Origin of the sequence: Enterobacter cloacae complex sp. IR5384, from assembly GCF_049237265.1 — a bacterium.
In the GTDB taxonomy this organism is placed as follows: Bacteria; Pseudomonadota; Gammaproteobacteria; order Enterobacterales; family Enterobacteriaceae; genus Enterobacter; species Enterobacter cloacae.
Window position 1 is genome coordinate 59,608 of the sequence record NZ_JBMKHJ010000024.1, and the last position, 19,355, is coordinate 78,962.

The following is a 19,355-nucleotide window of genomic DNA, read 5'->3' on the forward strand; positions in this document are numbered from 1 at the left end:
GCAAGTATACTCTGCGAATATTCCTTGTCAAAGCAGTAAGTTATGGTGTTTGTTCAGCAGTAACACCGAAATAAAATAATGTGAGCATAATAGAATATTATCCCCACATCGAAGACAAATACGTTTCTGAAACAGAAAAAAGGATGACGTTATATTCTGACGCCTTTATTCCCGTTTACGTTTAATGCGCAAGGAATATCGCGCGGTGTTCCTCTAGCATTACCGGACCAGCGTGCCTGTCGCAATTGCGGCAAGACAGGCCCACGTCTTCAGTATCGCTGGAATCAGGTACGCATTTTAGTCGAAAGAGCCTGCACGTCTGTTTTCCTGTCCAGCAGAGTCCGTTATCATGGTCCGTGAACGATTCATGATAAGAAACGCAGGCTGTCATGCGTTCCAATGAGAGAGTAAGAAACCTGACAATAAAAAAGACAACTCATTGAAATTGAAAAAAATGGACACGGTAACCTAATGAGTACACTTGAAAATTTTGACGCCCATACCCCAATGATGCAGCAGTACTTCTCTAGACAATCTAATGTCATGATCTAAAATGAATAAATATAAAAACCCTCTTCAAAAGTTACTTATAGGCTACATATGAAAAGGATAATCGGTTATCTCTTCACATTACTCTTACTTGTTGTGCTTGTGTATGCAGGATTAGTAAAGGGCGATGTATTCCCTGAATGGATCATGAGTAAGAAGCTCATGATTCGTTGTGGATTGATAGGTGTTCTTGGTGGAACTCTTTACTGCATTCGTGGAGTATATCTAAACAAATGTGTTAGGAATTGTTGGGATGACCGTTGGCATGTTTGGTATGTATTAAGACCTATCGTTAGTGGCATCTGCGGTGTAGTGGCTTATCTATTCCTTAAAGCTGGATTAATAGTGTTAGATGCATCACAAAATGGCAGTGGTGGTGACTACGGATATATGGCATTTGCCTTCTTTGCAGGGTTGAATGTCGATAAGTTCGTTGGCAAAATTGAAGATGTTGGTATGGCTATTTTTGGGATTGAAAAATCTCGCACAGCAAGATCGGGTGATAATTCCGATCAGAAATAATTAAAAAGGATATGATATGTCTGCAAAGATATGCTTCTTTCCCGTTGGGAATGGGGATATGACCCTCATCCAAACGGAAGATGATAAAAATATTTTAATAGATTGTCGCATCAGGGATGGTGAAGAACATCCTGATGTTCGCACCCAACTCAGAGAAAAGCTTCCTCGAAATAACGAAGGTCGTTTGTTTGTCCATCTTTTTATTTGGACTCACCCTGATTCAGATCATTGTGATGGGGTGGCTGACCACTTTCATTTAGGAAAACCAGAAGATTGGAGTGAGAAGAACGATAAAATTTTTATAAATGAGATTTGGTCAAGTCCAATTGTATTCAGGCGACACCATGCACAAAATCATCCGTTATGCGATGATGCAATAGCTTTGAATAAAGAAGTTAAGAGAAGAGTTAATCTTTATAAAGAAAAAAATTATTTGGATGGAGTTGGAAACCAAGTTCTGGTCTTAGGAAAAGACGAAGATGGGAAAACAGACGACATACCAGGTATCCTATTAGAATTAGACCAAAAAACCCGCTGGATTAATCAAAGTTATTCTTCATATTTTGAAGCTCATTTATTGGGTCCTTCACCCAAGAAAGATCTTGATGAGTTGGAAGATAAATTAGGTAAAAATCATTCCAGCGTAATAATAAATTTTGAAATTAAAGGTGACAATAAAACTGCACACTTTTTAAGTGGTGGTGATGCAGAAGTCGTTTGTTGGGAAGGTGTTAGAGATCGTTTAACCAATAAATATTCTATGTCATGGTTAGATTATGACATTTTACAAGCACCACATCACTGTTCTTGGCATAGTCTATCTCATGATAGTTTAAGCAAAAAAGGAGATGATGCTAAAACTTCCGAGAAAGCTATGGAAGTTTTTAATAGAGCAAAAGAAAAAGCATTTATAATTTCAAGCTCTAAAACAATTGAAAATGACGAAAAAGATCCTCCAGCATACCGAGCCAAAGAAGAATATGAAAAAATAGTAGATGATGTGCAAGGTCAGTTTTTATGTGTGTCAGACCATAAAAAGAATGGAGAGAATATTCCGTTAGAGATTGAAATTTCCGATAACGGTATTAAGAAAATTGCTGCATCTGCATTAGGTATGGCCGAATCATCAAGTGCCGCTGTAAATAGACAAGGTGGTGGTGGTTATGCCTGATTGTCTTAATAAAAAGATAGATCAGTTGAGCACTATCCTTGCACCTTATGGTGCAAGGAAGCTTTCTACGAATGAATTATCAAAATTCAACGGTAAATATGTTTGTGCTTGGGAATTAGTAACTGATTTAGAATTTAGTAATGAACCTATTGTATTGCAACTAAGATACAAAACTCTTAGTCAATTTGACATCCCAGATGTGTTTATTTCCTCACCAAAAATTGATGTTTGCCAACTCCCACACTTGGAAAAAAATGGCAAGTTATGTGTTTGGCCTGACATTTATATCATCGATCATAATGATATGACCTATGCAGTCGATTTACTAAACGATGCTATACTAATGCTAAGAAAAGGAATAAATGGTGATTTAAATGAGGATTTTATTGATGAGTTCCAGAACTATTGGATTTATCAATGTAATAAAATAGATCGACTTATAAGCCAGTGTGATCTAACAAATAAAAACACAAGGTTGGTTTTCGGTTATCGGACCCGGAAATTTGGAGTAATATATTCTGACACACAAAAAGAATTAATTAACTGGTTGGAAAACCAAAAAATATTGCCATTAGAATCGGATGGAAGTAATTCAAAAGATAAACGAATAAGGCAACAGCAACTCTCTAAAGTAGTTTCAATTCCATTGATATTCTTCAATGAAGCCTGGTATCCGAGTCAATATCCCAAAACTGCAAGGGATTTTTTTGAACTCATAAATCAGCAACAGGAAGATCCAGAAAGCACTATTGAATTGATCTTAAGATCTTGTGCTAATATGTTCAATGTCAAGCCCATAATTCTAGTTTCATTCCCAACGCCTTCTGGGATGAATATTATAGGAATACAGATTCCTAAGGGAGTTAGTGATCTTGCCACTGACCGCTTTGATACCAGAGGTATTAGTCGGGGTCGATTCAGAAATACAGCTTTATTAGATGGTTATAGAAATTACATTGATGGAAAGATTTTAAAAAATAGAATAGGCCAAACTAAAACAGAAAATCTTATAGTAGACCGTTCTGACGATTCTTGGTTAACGGGTCGTGAGCATAACAAAACTTACAAGAAAATCTCTGAACATAAAGTAGCTATCGTCGGATGTGGTTCAGTAGGATCTTCGGTATCAAGACTGTTACTTCAATCAGGCATTAGAAAAATGATGCTTTGGGATGATGATTTAATGAAGAGTGAAAACTCCTCTCGTCATCTATTAGGATTTGATTCTGTTTATAAAAATAAAGCATTAGCTCTTGCCTCAAGGCTACGGGAAGAGTTTCCAAATGTCTATATAGAAGCTTTTAATGAAGATTGGACAGAAGATTCCAAGTATAACAAAAAAATTGCAGAAGCCGATATTATAGTAAGCTGCACTGCACATTGGAATACTGAACAGCAGTTAATTAAAAGACAGTCGGAAGACATTCTCGGTGCTATTGTCTTTGCATTTGTTGAAGCTCATGCAATGGCGGGGCATGTAATAGTCAACCAAGTGGATTCTAATGCTTTTAATAGCTGGCATATTACAGAAGGCAAAAATATAGGTGCATTAAAATATCCTGCTACTTACTGGAAAGAAAATACTCGTAAAAGAATAGCAGCATGTGCCGGAGAGTTCCAACCATACGGAGCTATCCCTTTGACTAATTTACATGCTCTAACGGCAAGAACTGTAATAGATCTAATCATGGATCGTTTTTCAAATAAATCTTTTGCATATAGTTACATAGGAAGAGAAGCAGAGCTTTTAGAACTTGGTGGTAACTGGAATGATAAATGGATTGCACAATTCGGAAACCCAGGAAAGGGTGATTGTATTATACCTTTGATTTTTGAAAATTCTAATTGGGAAAAAAGTGATGCATAAATTTCATTGTGCCGAATTAGATTTCAAAATATGCATCAGCCAAAGCATAGTAGATGAATTATTTTCTCATCGTCAAACCCACTGTTTTAGTAAAGAATCAGGAGGTATGCTATTTTCCAATAATCTCAATGATTCTGAGATTGAAATCAATAAAATAACTACACCAGGCTCTACTGACTTGAGGAAAAGAAATTATTTCAAGTTAGATGAGAAAAAAGCCAAAGAAGATATCATATCGTTATTCAAGCAGGGTTTCCACTACTTAGGTGATTGGCATACACATAACGAAGGAATGGCAAGCCCATCAGGAACAGATATCCGCAGTATCCAAGACTTATTTATCAAATCAGGTCATACAAGACCTTTTTTTCTCATGCTAATAATCCCAAACAAAGAAAATATTTCACACTGTTATTTATCAGCAGCAGATGGGAAGATGTTATATAAATTCACATATCAAAAACCAAACAAATAAAAAGGTTGTAATTATATGAATAGCACAAGTAAATCATATCCACGGTGGTTAATCATATTAATACTGTTATTTATTTTTGCTGGCTTCGTTGTTCTTGGGGTAATAATTAATCATAAGTATCACTCTAATGAAAGCTTATCTAAATATATACTCTTAATTCCCCCTGCAATTTTGTCATTAGGTTTTTCTGTATTTTATAAAAGATACGAAGTACAAGCTGAGTGGCTATTTTCATTTGCGACAGCTTCGGCTGCGATAAGTTTATGCGTTGATTCTTTACCTGGTGTCCAAAATGACCTTTTTCCTATATTCCTTCAAAGCGGGTTAGGCTATGCACTTCTCGTAATAATTGCAGCATTGTCGTTCGCAAAAATAATTTCGGCTTTCGTCAGTAGATTCATAAACTAATCATATTTCAATTCTTAAAAGTGTAGTTAATATTTTCAGTTGCTACACTTTTTTACAGGAAAGAAAACAAAAGGGAATACAATAATATAATATATAGGTAGTAAAATTATAAATGTTTCACCAAGACTATTGCTGTTAGCTAATAGTTCATTAACGAAAAAAGTGTATATGAATGATAACAGGAACATAAAAGCCAACAGATATAGTATTTTTTTATTATTAATCATAATCAGGCCTCATCTATTTTAACAATAATCCATTGATACAACATTATATGAGTATGTCAATAGCATCTATATAGATGCAAGGTATGACTAAACGAAGCGGAGCTTCGTTTAGTCTCCTTGTTTTTCGCCCTTCGGTTGAAAAAGAAAGAAAGTCAAAGTCTTATCTAACTAATTGACATAAATTGCATTTCTATTATAACTGTATTATGGGTGTGCAAGGATTGCTCACCATAAAGCGAATACACATATGAAAAGGAGTTTCTATGAGTAATACAATAACCTTATCCTATACAAATGATTTTAAACCAGTCAATAATCATATCCCCCCTGCTCAATCTTTGCGAATACATTGTGTCAGTGTTCGATTTAATAAAGAAGAATTGGCTATTCTCAATAAAAACAGAGGTGACAAAAGCAAAGGCGAATGGCTTCGTTTAACTTCTCTTGATAGGCTTCCTCCTGTCGTTCCTGCTATCAATGTTGAAGCTTGGAAATCACAGTCTAACATATCCCAAAAGCTGAACCGCCTTATAAGCCATCTTGATGCAAAAAGTAGCAATAGTGAGTTAGCTAAAACAGAGATCTTCGCAGTCAAGAAACAGATCAAAGAGCTTCGCTCGTGCCAGACAGCCTCTATGAGTAGGTATTCCTATGAAGTGAATGCAACAGCCCCTCATCCCTCTAAAAAATGGTCATGAGAGCATGATTGTCAGGATTGCAATTAGCCATCAAATTCTTTTTATTTTTTTAGCTTTATCTGAATTTTCTAATATGATTGAAGAAATTATTTTTTCTTCTTTTTTTGCAATTAGAGATTGGATATTAATAGTACCATAATCTAAATTATCTCCCCACCAGTACATGAATTCTTTTATTACGGGAGTCATATTGTCTATAACCTCTTGAGATCCTTCGTTATAAATAAAAGATAGTATTTTTAAATTTTCAACATCAATCTCTTGCACAATTATCCGAAACATATCATCAGTTGGATATAAATTCGTTTCATTTAATGATATATTTAATTTTTCAAGCATCTCATTCATAAGCAAGTCTACTTCATTGAAGGCCGTATTATATTCAGTCATTATTTAACCTCTTGTTTTAAATTTATACAACATTACAATTAATCACTTTAAGAAAGAATGTCAAGCATTTTTGTGAAATAACTAATATTTATTATAAAAAGAATTGCTTGAGTGAATAATTTTTTAATTATAAGCACCATACAGTGTCATCTATTCAACCGAAGCGGAAATTTATAGCATCTTCTGTGCTGCAAGAGAAGCTTTAAAATAAATGCAAGTTAAGCTGTATATCTTTATATAAAATATCAGGCACTGCGATTTTTTATTATTATAGCGAAATGAAGCAAGGGCTAACTCTGCGAAGCCGCTGCGCTTGCTTCTTCGAGTTCCCCTTGCTTTTCTGCCCTTCGGTTAGAAAAGAAACCAAACCGCTACCAACCTTGAATATCTATATCCTTGAATAGCCCCTCCCCCCTTAACTATCATTATCAAAAATAAAAAAATAATTTTACAAACAACCCCATACACATCATTTTAATTACAACCTTATTAAATTAAAAATTCAACCTTAGATGGAATTTAATGTGCAAGGAATGTCTTGCTGTAACGGAGAATTTTAAATATTGAAAATTATAGTTATGGTTTGTCATAGCCTGTGCATATATTCACCTCATGTATGTGCACTAAGAAATCTTTTTGAATACTGGAGTTACCCCTGCTAAAACGGACACGGCTAATTAACTGCTAATATGGCATCACAATATTCGCGTGGCGATTTCATGTTCCCCCCCCCCTTGTGTGGACGCAGATTATTATAGCCCTCTATCCATTCTGCCATTTTTTCCATCACTGAGACTGCATACAGCCAGCAGATCATTTACGTACACGTAACCCCTCTTGAACGTCTTCACAAACGATTCTGCCATGCCGTTACTTTCTGGACTGTGTACTGGTGTAGTACACACGATGAACCCCAGTAAACTGGCGAATGTACGCGTGGCATCGGCTGTGCAGCAATTATGCCAATGACAGTGGCTCCATTGACGGCAATGAGCTGACATCTACAATCCCGCTACAAAGCACTTACTCCATGAGTCATTGCACTTGCTGAGCTAAACAAACACACTAAAACAGATAAAAAATTAATCGCTTTATAAGCTCGTAACAACCGGAACTTTAAGGCAAAATAGGGCGATTTTCCTTATTCATGAAGTTACGCTAATGGCTAGAAAACCTAAAGAAATCAAAACAGACCCGTTAGAGGTCATCCTGTGGAAAGCGGCTGATAAGCTACGTAAAAACATTGATGCCGCAGAGTACAAGCACGTGGTACTGGGCTTGATTTTTCTTAAATACATTTCAGATTCTTTTGAATCACATTACGAACAGCTAAAAGCCGGAGAAGGTGAATTTGCAGGAGCCGATCCGGAAGACAAAGACGAATATACCGCCTATAACGTGTTCTATGTTCCTGAACTGGCGCGATGGAGTTACCTGATATCTAAGGCCAAGCTACCGGAAATCGGTAAGCTGGTTGATGATGCGATGGAGTTTATCGAAGCGGGTAACCCACAGCTAAAAGGAGTCTTGCCGAAAGTCTATGCTCGCCAGAATCTTGATGCCACAGTGCTGGGGGAACTGATAGATTTGATTGGCAACATTGCTTTGGGAGATGCCAAAGCGCGTTCTGCTGACGTTTTAGGCCACGTATTCGAATACTTTCTTGGTGAATTTGCACTGGCAGAAGGCAAACAAGGCGGTCAGTTCTATACGCCTAAATCTATTGTAAGCCTGCTGGTCAACATGCTGGAACCCTACAAAGGCCGTGTGTTTGACCCCTGTTGCGGTTCTGGTGGTATGTTTGTTCAGTCAGAGAAATTCGTTGAAGCTCATCAGGGTAATATCGACGATATTTCGATTTACGGTCAGGAATCCAACCAGACGACCTGGCGACTGGCAAAAATGAACCTTGCTATTCGTGGTATCAACTCAGAACACGTCCGCTGGAACAGTGAAGGCTCATTCCTGAACGATGCCCATAAAGATTTAAAATCTGATTTTATCATTGCTAACCCACCGTTTAACGTTTCCGACTGGTCAGGTGAACAACTTCGGAGTGATGCCCGTTGGCAATACGGTATCCCTCCTGCTGGCAACGCTAACTTTGCCTGGATGCAACATTTTCTGTATCACCTGTCGCCAAAAGGTCAGGCTGGGGTTGTGCTGGCAAAAGGGGCTTTGACTTCGAAAAGTTCTGGTGAAGGTGATATCCGTGCGGCGCTGGTTAAAGATGCAAATGTTATTGACTGTATCGTTAACTTACCCGCAAAACTGTTCCTGAATACCCAGATCCCTGCCGCATTATGGTTTATGCGCCGTGATCGTGAAAACAGCAGCCAGTATCGTGATCGCAGTAAAGAAATTCTGTTTATTGATGCCCGTAATCTTGGTCATTTGATTAATCGTCGTACCAAAGTGCTTTCTGACGACGATATCAAGACCATTGCTGATACCTACCATAACTGGCGTAATAAAGGTGGTGACTATGAGGACGTTGCTGGTTTCTGTGCTTCCGTAGACATTGATGAAGTGGCTAAACTCGATTATGTGCTGACACCGGGTCGTTATGTCGGTCTCGCTGATGAAGAAGACGATTTCGACTTTAAAGAACGGTTTACTGCTCTTAAAGCGGAGTTTGAAGCACAACTGGAAGAAGAAGCGCGCCTGAATAAAACTATCGCTGATAATCTGGCGAAGGTGATGTTATGAGTGAGTGGTCAAACGTAAATCTAGCGTCATTGTTGTCGTTTGGTAATGGCAAATCCCGGCCATTAGATTCTGGAAATATTCCAGTATATGGCGGCAACGGTATTATGAGCTATGTATCTCACTTTAACTATGATCATGAAACAATCATAATTGGTCGTGTAGGGGCCTATTGCGGTGCTACTTATTATGAAAATAAGCCCATTTGGATTTCTGACAATGCTCTGTCAGCCAAAGCGGTTGGTGAACATAATACAAAATATTTATATTATCTATTAAAAAACTTAGATTTAAATCAATTTGCAGAAGGTTCAAGTCATCCTCTGCTAACACAAAAGCTGTTAAATTCAATTGAAACAAAAACAGCATTAAATCCTAATGAACAAAAATCTATTGCCTCTGTGCTGTCCTCTCTTGATGACAAAATAGATCTGCTTCATCGCCAGAATAAAACTCTGGAATCTATGGCTGAAACCCTGTTCAGGCAGTGGTTTATTGAAGAAGCACAAGATGAATGGCCTGAAAAAAGCCTCAATCAATATGTTGAGCTAAATAAATCATCAATAAGTAAAAAGTATGATTTCAAAGAGATTCAATACTTGGATACAGGTTCTCTAACCAAAGGGAAAATATCTGAACTTCAAACCATGCTGTTATCAGAGGCACCAAGTCGAGCTAAAAGATTAGTCAATGAGTTTGACATAATAATATCAACAGTACGCCCAGATCAGTGTCATTATGGTATTTGCATTGATCCACCGTCAAATCTCGTTGTTTCAACAGGTTTTTGCGTCATTTCTGGCAAATCAATTAGCCCATTTTTTATTTACTATCTTTTAACTTCTGAGGATATGACCGAATATCTGCACTCAGTAGCAGAAGGTTCTACGTCAACCTATCCTTCTTTAAAACCAGAAGACATTGGCAATGTTTTATTCCTCTATCCAGGTGAGGAAAAATTAAAAAACTTTCATAAACTTGTTGGCTCTTACTGGAACAAGATTCATAACAACTACAAAAAAATACAGACCCTAGAAACCCTCCGAGATACTCTCTTACCGAAGCTGATGAGCGGTGAAGTACGGGTTCAGTATGCAGAACAAGCAATCGCGTCAGTAGCATAAAATAATTAAGCGGATACACAGCCCGTTCTCTGGGTAAGCAATAAGGACAATACGCATGGCAAAGATGACCGAATCCGATATTGAAGTAATGGCGATTGAGCACCTGCAAGGTCTGGGCTATGAGTATGTTTACGGCCCGGACATTGAACCCAGTGGCATCAATCCGTTACGTAGCTATCAGCAGGTTATCCTTGAAGATAAAGTGCGTACTGCCCTGCAACGTCTGAACCCGCACCTTAGCGAACAGAAGTGTGAGGAAGCCCTGAAACAGGTGATGCAGATCAGCACACCTGACCTGATGGCAAACAATCTGGCTTTTCATCGCCTGTTGACCGAAGGAATTAATATCGAAGTCAGTAAGGATGGTAATACACAAGGAGAGCTGGCCTGCCTGATCGACTTTAACGATCCCACGAATAATGAATTTCTGGTCATTAATCAGCTCACCATCAAAGAAGGCAACCATACCCGTAGACCGGATCTTATTTTGTTCATCAACGGTCTGCCATTAGTCGTTATCGAACTTAAAAATGCCGCTGACGAAAATGCAACGGTTGCAGGTGCTTATAACCAGATTAAAACCTATCAGAACCAAATCCCCAGCCTGTTTACCTACAATACATTTAATGTGATATCTGACGGGCTGGAAGCCAAAGCGGGGACGGTTTCTGCCGATTTCAGTCGTTATATGACATGGAAAACATCAAACGGCAAAACGCAAGCCACCAGTACCCAGCCAATGCTCGAAGTCCTGTTACAGGGGTTGCTTAATCCTGTAACACTGCTGGATATGATCCGCCACTTTATCGTGTTTGAGGCCAGCAAACATGAAGACAGCAAAGGGATTATCAGTATCCGTACTGTTAAAAAAATGGCGGCTTATCATCAATACTACGCTGTCAATGCGGCGGTACTTTCCACTATCCGTGCCTCGGCGGTGAATGCGGACTCCCCCTCTGCCGAAGTAGCAGTACGCCAGCAGGGGCGTAACAGTAAAGATCTCGTTAATGCGCAAAAAACCGGGGACCGCAAAGCGGGCGTAGTCTGGCATACCCAAGGTTCCGGTAAATCGCTTTCGATGGTGTTTTATACCGGGAAAATTGTACTGGCGCTGGATAATCCGACCGTGGTTGTGATCACTGACCGTAACGACCTTGATGATCAGCTATTCGGTACGTTTTCTTCTGCTACACAGCTACTACGTCAGACACCTAAACAGGCTGATAACCGGGAAGAACTCAAAGAATATTTGCGCGTCGCGTCTGGTGGTGTGGTGTTTACCACTATTCAAAAATTTCAACCTGATGATGGCAGTAATATCTTTGAGTTGCTGTCAGACAGAACCAATATTGTCGTTATCGCTGATGAAGCCCACCGCTCACAGTACGGTTTCAGCGCCAAAGAAGTTGACGTGAAAGACAGCGAAGGCAACGTAACAGGTAAGCGCACCGTTTATGGCTTTGCCAAATATATGCGTGATGCCTTACCCAATGCGACCTATCTGGGCTTTACCGGAACCCCCATAGAAAAAACGGACGTAAATACCCCTGCTGTTTTCGGTAACTACGTTGATATCTACGATATTTCGCAGGCCGTTGAAGACGGTGCAACCGTGCGTATCTTCTATGAAAGTCGTCTGGCGAAAATTGCCATCAGTGATGAGGGTCGACAGCTTATCGAAGAGTTTGACGATGAGTTTAACGAGGATGAGCTGACACTTACCCAGAAAGAACGTTCTAAATGGGCCAGAATCGAAGGGCTGATTGGCAGTTCAAAACGCATTAAAGCCATTGCAGCGGATATGGTCCAGCACTTTGAACAACGCTTAAAGTCCAATGCCGATCATGGCAAGGGCATGATTGTTACCATGTCCCGTCGTATTGCCGCTGAATTGTATAAGGAAATCGTCGCACTTAAACCCGAATGGCATAGCGATGATTTAAATGACGGCGTGATTAAAGTCGTGATGACCTCTTCCGCTGCTGACGGGCCAGAAATCGCTAAACACCATACCACTAAAAAAGAACGTCAGGTTCTGGCTAACCGAATGAAAGACGACGACGACAAGCTGAAACTGGTGATAGTGCGTGATATGTGGCTGACCGGCTTTGATGCGCCAAGTATGCATACCCTGTATATCGACAAACAGATGAAGGGCCACAACCTGATGCAGGCCATTGCCCGTGTCAACCGCGTGTACAAGGACAAAATCGGTGGTCTAGTGGTTGACTATCTGGGTATTGCTTCTGATTTAAAAGAAGCCTTGTCGTTCTACTCCGATGCCGGAGGACGTGGTGATCCAGCCGAAGTTCAGGAAGAAGCCGTAACGCTCATGCAGGAAAAGCTGGAAATCCTGGAAGGCATGATGCATGGATACGATTACAAAGCTTACTTTGCCGCAACTACCTCACAACGCCTGACAATTATTCTTGAATCAGAAAACCATATTTTAGGGCTGGATAACGGTAAAGGTAAAATGCGTTTCCTGGCTGCGGTTGCAGCCTTATCGCAGGCATTTGCATTGGCGACACCGCACGATAAAGCAATGGAAGCGGCACCCGAAGTAGCATTCTTCCAGGCAGTAAAAGCCAGACTGAATAAATTTACTGAAAACTCAGACGGATCAGAAGAAGAACACAATGACAGTCTCGAAGTTCGGGTAAAACAGACTATCGATCAGGCTCTGGTTACCGATAAAGTTGTTGATATTTTTGACGCTGCTGGGATACAAAAGCCTGATATTTCCGTTCTTTCTGAAGAATTCCTTCAGGAAATGAAGGATTACCAACACAGAAATATTGCTTTGGAAACGCTTAAAAAACTGCTTTCTGACGAGATCAAGGTTCGCTCGAATCAAAGTATCACCCAAGGCAAAAAACTGATTGATATGCTGACCTCTGCAATCAATGGCTACCAGAACAAGGTACTGACCGCAGCGGAGGTAATTGATGAGCTAATCAAGCTTGCCAAGACTATCCAGGAATCTGACAGCCTTGCCACCCAGTTAAACCTCAGCGCTTATGAATATGCCTTCTATTCTGCTGTTGCAGATAACGACAGTGCTCGCGAGTTAATGGAAAAGGAAAAACTACGAGAACTGGCAGTCGTACTTACGGAGGCTATCCGCAACAATGTCAGTCTTGACTGGACAGTGAAAGAAGCAGCAAGAGCAAAAATTCGCGTGGTGGTAAAACGTCTGCTCAAAAAATATGGTTATCCACCCGATATGTCCTTGCTCGCCACAGAGACCATTTTGAAGCAGGCTGAACTTTTAGCTGGAGAATTAGGAAAATGATTCCCTAAATTTTTAGCATATAAACTATTTTAAGTTATACAGGAGAAGCTAATGGATAGCAGGCCATATCTTAAAACAGTACTATATATACTATCACTGTGGCTTTTATTTTTATCATTATTAATTATGTCCTACGATAAGGTTTTGATAAAAAATGTGTGGGACTATATTTTCACTGAAAATTTTACTTTTCCGATCTCGTCATTGAGAGTGAGAAATATCGTTTTCATAGTTAGTTTGGTTTTCATCTTTATCGGTGCAATTATTTTAATAATTCTTGCAAATAGTTTTGGTTCGGGCTGGTCTGTTGCATGTACTGTATCAGACATTAGCAATGAAAATCATGAGCATTTAGAATTTTTAACCACTTATATAATGCCCTTAGTTTTTACTGATGTCGACAGTAAACGAACTGTATTAAATTTAGGATTGATGATATTTGTCATCGGCGCGATATACGTAAAAACAAATAGGTTTTATTCAAATCCATCACTTGCAATACTCGGATTCAGAATATACAAAGCTAATGTTCATGATAGAGGTGTTAAAAAATGCACAATTATATGCCGTGGTGTTCTAAAAAGCACAGATAGTATAAAGTATATAAAAATCGACGATGAAACTTATTTGGCTAAAATAATATAGAGATCACAATATGTTCACTGACATTGAAAATATTTTACAATCACAGAAAATCTCTGGTGAAGCTTTTTTTGTTGCTGATACTCAAGGTGTTGTAGATATATTTAAAGTTAATCTTGAACCTAATGCCGAAGTAGATCTGACCACTTCATTTTCCAAAAGTATAATGGATAATATCATTGAACCTAACAGAGGTAAGGCAGTAATCCCACTTGTGTCAACATTACTGGAACGAGACAAACAAGTTTTCGAATATGACCATTTAGCAATCAATCACCTCCCTATTGAATTTACGAAGATGAACGATGTGCTAAATTTCGGAGTCAATGGTAATGCAACACAGTTTGATTTCACTACACAAAGCCTTACATCGGTAAAAGCCGTAATTTACCATATTTGTGATGGCAATGGGAACAGTGTAGTAATTTACCAACACAAATACCCTGTTTCACTACATAAGAAAACAAAAAAATCTTTTTTTAGTTTAAATGGCAGAACCTTAGATAAAATAACTCATGATAGTATTGATATAAATGACACTATTGACTTTTTCTTCTTCCAGAATAAATATTACGCATTAAATATTAAATTACTTGAAAGAATGTATGGGTTAGAGAGTGTGATAGATAATCTTGCAAACAACTCAACGCCATTGATAATCAGTCTTGGAATTGTTAACACACAAGGTATGCCAGCACCGCTAGATATTTTCAAGGATATGTATAAAGACAGGGCATTTATGCGTAGACTTGCTATGGTCTCGAAAGGAAGCTTAGTACAAACGGGGGTATCAATACCTCAAATACAACAAGTAATGCAGCAATTCCCTGTTTTTCAGAGAAATATTGATCTGACAGGTGGCTTAGTGAACCTTAATACGAAAGATCAAAAAAGATATTTTATCCGACTACTTAATAATGAAGCTTCTTTTGCTGCCCTCGACAACTCGCCCTTCCTGGCTGTTGAAAAAGACTCCGCTGCTTAAATTTTAAATGAGCATCCTCAAGCCGAATAACTTAAAGGATGCTCTTCAAATTTTAATAAGCATTATCAACAGCAAAAAACCTCATAAAAAACACTACTCATTTAATTTCCAAAATTAAGAAGAACATTAATAATCACCATTATATTACATGATCTTTTCCATATCCTATAGCATTACTCTCTAAAGTATTAATATCTGAGCCTCTAATTATCTCCTTTATACAGATCAGTTCCAATATGGATAAATATTTTTGTGAAAATGGTTAACCCACATCACATAGGATAACCTTAACGTCCCTATGTTCCATTAAGTTAAGAATAACCTCAAACAAACCAAATCAGATCCCCCCCTAATAAAACAAAAATAAATTTGAATACCGTAAAATCTGGTGTCATTAATATCTTGAAAACAACAAAAAAGGAGATAAACAATGATATCAAGCGAAAATAATAAAAATAACCTATTCCGTGTAAAGTCTAAAAATGGTGTCCTTCGTTGCCTTAAGGCTGGCGTGGATATAAATACCTGTAATGAAAAAGGTCAAACAGCTCTTTTTACCTGTAATGTACCTGAAGCTATACAGGCAATGATTGACGCTGACATTGACATTCACCACTTGGATAATGACGGTAATAATGCATTATTCTATGCTCAAAATGTTGAAACAGTGGAACTTCTTGTCAGCAATGGTATTAATGTTAACCACCGGAATAAGTCAGGTACCCTTGCGATTCAACATATTGATGTTTCACCAGGGTTAGTAAAATATCTTATCAAAGCTGGACTAGATATCCATACCAAAGATAGCTATGGCAACTCCTTTCTTTTCATTCCATTTGAAGGATATGTATACGATGCACTCATTGAGGCTGGTTGCGACATTAATCATAAAAATTTAAGCGGGCAGACAGCATTCGATTACTGGCAGTCAGAAAACCACAGCATAGCTGGTAAATATACTCACTGGGAATCTAAAAACGATAACTACATTCGTTTTCTTATCCGTAATATTCATCTTAAAGACAGTTCAAAAATTGTATTCACGAACATTACATTTAAATCAATTGAGCTGTTGTCGTTACTTATAAAGCAAAAAAATGAATTTCAGATAAGTGATAAGTGCATTATCACACCAACAAATGCCGACGTTAAAAAATTAATTTTACAACTAAAGAAACTGACAGACATTAGTCATGTTTGGTTTTACATAAACAGTACATATCTACTGACTCACTATGCAGGAAGACTGCTAATTAAATGGTTAATATGTCATGATATAAAAGTTGATATAGAATCACTAAAAGAACGCTACTTCTATGAAGAAATCCTCCAGGAAAAATCACAGAGAGAGCAAAAGGTTTTACCAACAACGATTCAACCAGTTACCTGTAAAGCAATTACAAAAAAAAGATTATGAATTGAATCTGCCTGAACACTCTCCCCTTGGCTTTAACCTTTAGTTAGATAGCCAAGGGACGCTAACATCATTAATTTAATACAAAGCCCCACATTGCACCTTAGCACTTTGAGAAATTTATTTTTAAAAACACCCTCATCGCCAATTCATACAATATCAATTACTACTCTCAAACCAAATCAATCAAATAAAACACAGCACTTTTTGATAAAAATAATTAACAATGAAAAACAACACCTTATATGAAATATAATAAAAATATATCTATTTAATTAAATAAATATAAAAATATATTTGCATTTTGTTTATTTAATAATATATATTTCCTTTGTTAATTAAATAAAGGAGAACTAAAATGAATAAAACAAACTATCCAAGCCTGACTAACTATCTCGCAAAAACAAAAAAGAACGCAGATCTTTATAGATTATATAATCCACAATTTTCTTTTTTCTGCAAAAGTGACACTCAGGAGCAAAGATTTTATTTCGATTATTTCTCAAGACATATGGTCTCGAAGAGAAATATTTTAACCGTATTCTCTATCTATACATTCACCTCTTATAACATGAATAAAAAAGAGACAATAAAAAATTTCATTCGATTTCTCAAAACGACGAATGAAAGTACATTCCATAATGCTTTTTCATTTCGCGGTGGTAACATTTTGTATGTAAGCAACAAAAACATGTTGAAAGAGATCTCATGGTTTTCACTCGCTCGAATTTACGAAGACATTAAAAAAATAAAGGAATATAAAACCAACCATGACAACTATATCAGATTAGTCGCTTAACAGAGGAGAAAAATTATGAATAACAACGCAATAAATGCATTACTCTCTTGTAAAACTCCAAAAGACATTCAGGCTTGCATTAATGCAGGCTCCGATATTAATACACTGGATTCGTTTGGAAGAAATATACTGTTTTACTGTAAAAACCCAAGAATGATTGACACTCTGGTTAAAGCAGGAATAGATTTTAACCATGCTGACAACTATGGTCACAATGTTTTGTTTAACCAGCGAAATCCTCACATACTGAAAAAATTGATTGATTCCGGCGTAGATATACACCACAAAAATGGTCTCGGCCAAACCTGTTTATGCTCGTTAGCTGATAATATATCCTGTTGCAAAACCCTGATCAATGCTGGAATTAATGTCAACAATGTGGATAAATGCGGAAGAACAATACTTTTTTACGTAAAAAATCACTCTATCTTTGATTTGATGGTTCAGGCCGGTTGCGATATAAACCACAGAGATAACCAGGGTCACGGTATTTTTGAAATTTGCTATTCATTAGGCGATTTCAAAGCCAAAATGCTCATTCGTCATATTAGTATGAAGGATAGCAGTCCAGTAATTTTCAACTACCTCAACAGCGAAAGTCTGCAGATAATGGATTTGCTTCAGAAGAAAAACCTTAACTTTACTATCTCTGATAACTGCCAGGTTTATCTAAGTGCCAATGAAAATGAAATGAGCTCTTTCTTCAGTGAACTAAAGAAGAAGACAGATATCAGCAACACACATTTTCGCCATATTGTACTGCGAGGTTATGATTTACGCGGGGACATTGAAACCATTAAATGGTTTATCCGCAATGACATCAAAATAGATAAAAAACAACTGGAACAGCATATTCGACATGATGAGATTTGTAAATATATAGCAGAACATGAGAGAAAGAAACTTAGCGAAATTATGAAACAAACAATCTCTTTAATGCCAGTAAAACGTAGATTGTAACCTCCACCCCTCCTCACTGTCATAATGAATTTAATATGAACCCTATTTTCACCCAGAGCAGATTACCTAATTAGCAATCTGCTCCACCTATCTTATTTATAAATTTCGACACTGCCTTGACTTATTTTACCAATGCGCTAACTGTAGATCATGAACACATTTTAAAAAAGGTTAGATATGCATAAAAATGAAAGTAAAGAAGATCTATCAAGAAGCTCAAGAAGAGGTAAATTCCATACAGCAAAATATACACCTAATGAAGTTCGAACTCACTGCGTCAGCGTTCGGTTAAACGAAGAAGAATTATCTATTCTCGATAGTAAAAGAGGCCCTTATAAAAAAGGGGAATGGCTAAGAATGGCATCCCTCAACAAACTCCCACCGGTGTTACCTGAAATCAATCGTGAAGCATGGATTAAACTCGGCAACCTTTCACAGGATTTAAACCGCCTGCTGAATCATCTCGACAGCAAAAGCCCTGACAGCGAACTGACCCGTACAGAACTCTTCGCCCTGCGCAGACAAATCAAAACTCTCAGGGATCACCTTATTCCATCAACCTTTCTGGAGCAAGACCAGTGAAAGGCATGCAGAAAATAAAGCGGGGTAAACAGTTTGCAGGTGTGGTTCTCTATAGCCTTAAGTCAGGATCTCACCACAAAATCACGCCTTATATTATCGGTGGCAACATGACGGGAAGCACTGCTGCTGAACTTATCAGTGAATTTGAAGGCACAAGACTACTGCGCCCCGGTGTCGCCAAACCTGTCTGGCATAATTCGCTTCGCCTGCCAAAGGGAGAAACACTGTCAGTCAGACAATGGGCGGCATTCGCTGACGATTATATGACCCGGATGGGATTCACTGAAACCCATCTTCGCTGCTATATCATGCACGATGATTCGGACGGGCAGCATATCCATATAATAGCTAACAGAATTAACATGGTCGGTGGGAAGCTGTACCTTGGGAAAAATGAAAATCTTATCAGTACCCGGATTATCAGCGAGCTGGAGAATGAATCGCCACGCGTTTAACAGACACCTCAGAGTCATTTAAGATGACTTAAAGAGAGGTGCCCATGAGCGGTAAGCGTTATCCTGAAGAGTTTAAAACTGAAGCA

Annotated in this window: 15 protein-coding genes and 2 pseudogenes; 15 read left to right on the forward strand and 2 right to left on the reverse strand. The window is 38.0% G+C overall.

What is annotated here, in order from left to right; translation table 11 throughout:
* Window positions 1–696 precede the first annotated feature (696 nt).
* The 5 genes from ACOTX3_RS17970 (at window position 697) to ACOTX3_RS17990 (ending at window position 5,917) form a co-directional block, all read left to right on the forward strand.
* Entirely contained in the window at window positions 697–1,071 is a 375-nt protein-coding gene (locus ACOTX3_RS17970) for a hypothetical protein (protein ID WP_123912595.1), read from the forward strand.
* Window positions 1,072–1,087: 16 nt separating this feature from the next.
* The gene (locus tag ACOTX3_RS17975; protein WP_021241927.1) at window positions 1,088–2,242 is read left to right on the forward strand and encodes a hypothetical protein; all 1,155 of its coding nucleotides are present in this window, start codon (window positions 1,088–1,090) and stop codon (window positions 2,240–2,242) included.
* Entirely contained in the window at window positions 2,235–4,109 is a 1,875-nt protein-coding gene (locus tag ACOTX3_RS17980; protein WP_021241926.1) for a ThiF family adenylyltransferase, read from the forward strand. The genes ACOTX3_RS17975 and ACOTX3_RS17980 overlap by 8 nt, the downstream gene beginning before the upstream one ends.
* On the forward strand, window positions 4,102–4,584 hold the full coding sequence (locus ACOTX3_RS17985) for a Mov34/MPN/PAD-1 family protein (protein ID WP_031275127.1): 483 nt from the start codon (window positions 4,102–4,104) through the stop codon (window positions 4,582–4,584). The genes ACOTX3_RS17980 and ACOTX3_RS17985 overlap by 8 nt, the downstream gene beginning before the upstream one ends.
* Before the next feature lie 898 nt (window positions 4,585–5,482).
* Complete coding sequence (locus tag ACOTX3_RS17990) at window positions 5,483–5,917, forward strand: hypothetical protein (protein WP_004114820.1); 435 nt, start codon at window positions 5,483–5,485, stop codon at window positions 5,915–5,917.
* A 30-nt stretch (window positions 5,918–5,947) separates the two neighbouring features.
* On the opposite strand, the gene ACOTX3_RS17995 is transcribed toward ACOTX3_RS17990, so the two are convergent.
* Together ACOTX3_RS17995 and ACOTX3_RS18000 are read right to left on the reverse strand one after the other, a co-directional pair.
* On the reverse strand, window positions 5,948–6,307 hold the full coding sequence (locus ACOTX3_RS17995) for a hypothetical protein (RefSeq protein WP_004114822.1): 360 nt from the start codon (window positions 6,305–6,307) through the stop codon (window positions 5,948–5,950).
* Between the two features lie 673 nt (window positions 6,308–6,980).
* A pseudogene (locus tag ACOTX3_RS18000) lies at window positions 6,981–7,266 on the reverse strand (integrase core domain-containing protein); the annotation flags it as partial.
* Window positions 7,267–7,468: 202 nt separating this feature from the next.
* Between ACOTX3_RS18000 and ACOTX3_RS18005 the strand changes: the two are divergent.
* The 10 genes and pseudogenes from ACOTX3_RS18005 to ACOTX3_RS18050 form a co-directional block, all read left to right on the forward strand.
* Window positions 7,469–9,016 (forward strand): type I restriction-modification system subunit M, encoded by a 1,548-nt coding sequence (locus ACOTX3_RS18005; protein WP_021241924.1) that lies wholly within the window; start codon window positions 7,469–7,471, stop codon window positions 9,014–9,016.
* Window positions 9,013–10,137 carry a restriction endonuclease subunit S gene (locus ACOTX3_RS18010; protein ID WP_421631627.1) on the forward strand — a complete coding sequence of 375 codons (1,125 nt, stop codon included), beginning with the start codon at window positions 9,013–9,015 and terminating at the stop codon, window positions 10,135–10,137. The genes ACOTX3_RS18005 and ACOTX3_RS18010 overlap by 4 nt, the downstream gene beginning before the upstream one ends.
* A 55-nt stretch (window positions 10,138–10,192) precedes the next feature.
* Entirely contained in the window at window positions 10,193–13,432 is a 3,240-nt protein-coding gene (locus ACOTX3_RS18015; protein ID WP_421631628.1) for a type I restriction endonuclease subunit R, read from the forward strand.
* Between the two features lie 51 nt (window positions 13,433–13,483).
* Window positions 13,484–14,077, forward strand: a complete 594-nt coding sequence (kwaA, locus tag ACOTX3_RS18020; protein ID WP_021241921.1) for an anti-phage protein KwaA — start codon at window positions 13,484–13,486, stop codon at window positions 14,075–14,077.
* Window positions 14,078–14,087: 10 nt separating this feature from the next.
* Window positions 14,088–15,059: a Kiwa anti-phage protein KwaB-like domain-containing protein gene (locus tag ACOTX3_RS18025; RefSeq protein ID WP_021241920.1), complete on the forward strand. Its 972-nt coding sequence runs from the start codon at window positions 14,088–14,090 to the stop codon at window positions 15,057–15,059.
* Window positions 15,060–15,489: 430 nt separating this feature from the next.
* Window positions 15,490–16,476: an ankyrin repeat domain-containing protein gene (locus ACOTX3_RS18030; RefSeq protein WP_421631629.1), complete on the forward strand. Its 987-nt coding sequence runs from the start codon at window positions 15,490–15,492 to the stop codon at window positions 16,474–16,476.
* Between the two features lie 355 nt (window positions 16,477–16,831).
* Entirely contained in the window at window positions 16,832–17,272 is a 441-nt protein-coding gene (locus tag ACOTX3_RS18035; RefSeq protein ID WP_001044498.1) for a hypothetical protein, read from the forward strand.
* 15 nt (window positions 17,273–17,287) lie between these two features.
* The gene (locus ACOTX3_RS18040) at window positions 17,288–18,232 is read left to right on the forward strand and encodes an ankyrin repeat domain-containing protein (protein ID WP_001062023.1); all 945 of its coding nucleotides are present in this window, start codon (window positions 17,288–17,290) and stop codon (window positions 18,230–18,232) included.
* Between the two features lie 177 nt (window positions 18,233–18,409).
* A complete protein-coding gene (locus tag ACOTX3_RS18045; RefSeq protein WP_031275125.1) occupies window positions 18,410–18,814 on the forward strand; it encodes a hypothetical protein in 405 nt (134 codons plus the stop codon).
* Window positions 18,811–19,248, forward strand: a pseudogene (locus ACOTX3_RS18050) (relaxase/mobilization nuclease domain-containing protein); the annotation flags it as partial. The gene ACOTX3_RS18045 and the pseudogene ACOTX3_RS18050, both read left to right, overlap by 4 nt.
* Window positions 19,249–19,355: the final 107 nt, after the last annotated feature.

Bases quoted from the DNA above. Each gene is read 5' to 3' on its own strand.
- ACOTX3_RS17975 (WP_021241927.1), top strand. From the start codon at position 1,088: ATGTCTGCAAAGATATGCTTCTTTCCCGTTGGGAATGGGGATATGACC.
- ACOTX3_RS18005 (WP_021241924.1), top strand. From the start codon at position 7,469: ATGGCTAGAAAACCTAAAGAAATCAAAACAGACCCGTTAGAGGTCATC.
- ACOTX3_RS17995 (WP_004114822.1), bottom strand. From the start codon at position 6,307: ATGACTGAATATAATACGGCCTTCAATGAAGTAGACTTGCTTATGAAT.
- ACOTX3_RS18010 (WP_421631627.1), top strand. From the start codon at position 9,013: ATGAGTGAGTGGTCAAACGTAAATCTAGCGTCATTGTTGTCGTTTGGT.
- ACOTX3_RS17985 (WP_031275127.1), top strand. From the start codon at position 4,102: ATGCATAAATTTCATTGTGCCGAATTAGATTTCAAAATATGCATCAGC.
- ACOTX3_RS18045 (WP_031275125.1), top strand. From the start codon at position 18,410: ATGCATAAAAATGAAAGTAAAGAAGATCTATCAAGAAGCTCAAGAAGA.
- ACOTX3_RS17980 (WP_021241926.1), top strand. From the start codon at position 2,235: ATGCCTGATTGTCTTAATAAAAAGATAGATCAGTTGAGCACTATCCTT.
- ACOTX3_RS18035 (WP_001044498.1), top strand. From the start codon at position 16,832: ATGAATAAAACAAACTATCCAAGCCTGACTAACTATCTCGCAAAAACA.
- ACOTX3_RS17970 (WP_123912595.1), top strand. From the start codon at position 697: ATGAGTAAGAAGCTCATGATTCGTTGTGGATTGATAGGTGTTCTTGGT.
- ACOTX3_RS18030 (WP_421631629.1), top strand. From the start codon at position 15,490: ATGATATCAAGCGAAAATAATAAAAATAACCTATTCCGTGTAAAGTCT.
- ACOTX3_RS18025 (WP_021241920.1), top strand. From the start codon at position 14,088: ATGTTCACTGACATTGAAAATATTTTACAATCACAGAAAATCTCTGGT.
- ACOTX3_RS18040 (WP_001062023.1), top strand. From the start codon at position 17,288: ATGAATAACAACGCAATAAATGCATTACTCTCTTGTAAAACTCCAAAA.
- ACOTX3_RS18015 (WP_421631628.1), top strand. From the start codon at position 10,193: ATGGCAAAGATGACCGAATCCGATATTGAAGTAATGGCGATTGAGCAC.
- ACOTX3_RS17990 (WP_004114820.1), top strand. From the start codon at position 5,483: ATGAGTAATACAATAACCTTATCCTATACAAATGATTTTAAACCAGTC.
- kwaA (WP_021241921.1), top strand. From the start codon at position 13,484: ATGGATAGCAGGCCATATCTTAAAACAGTACTATATATACTATCACTG.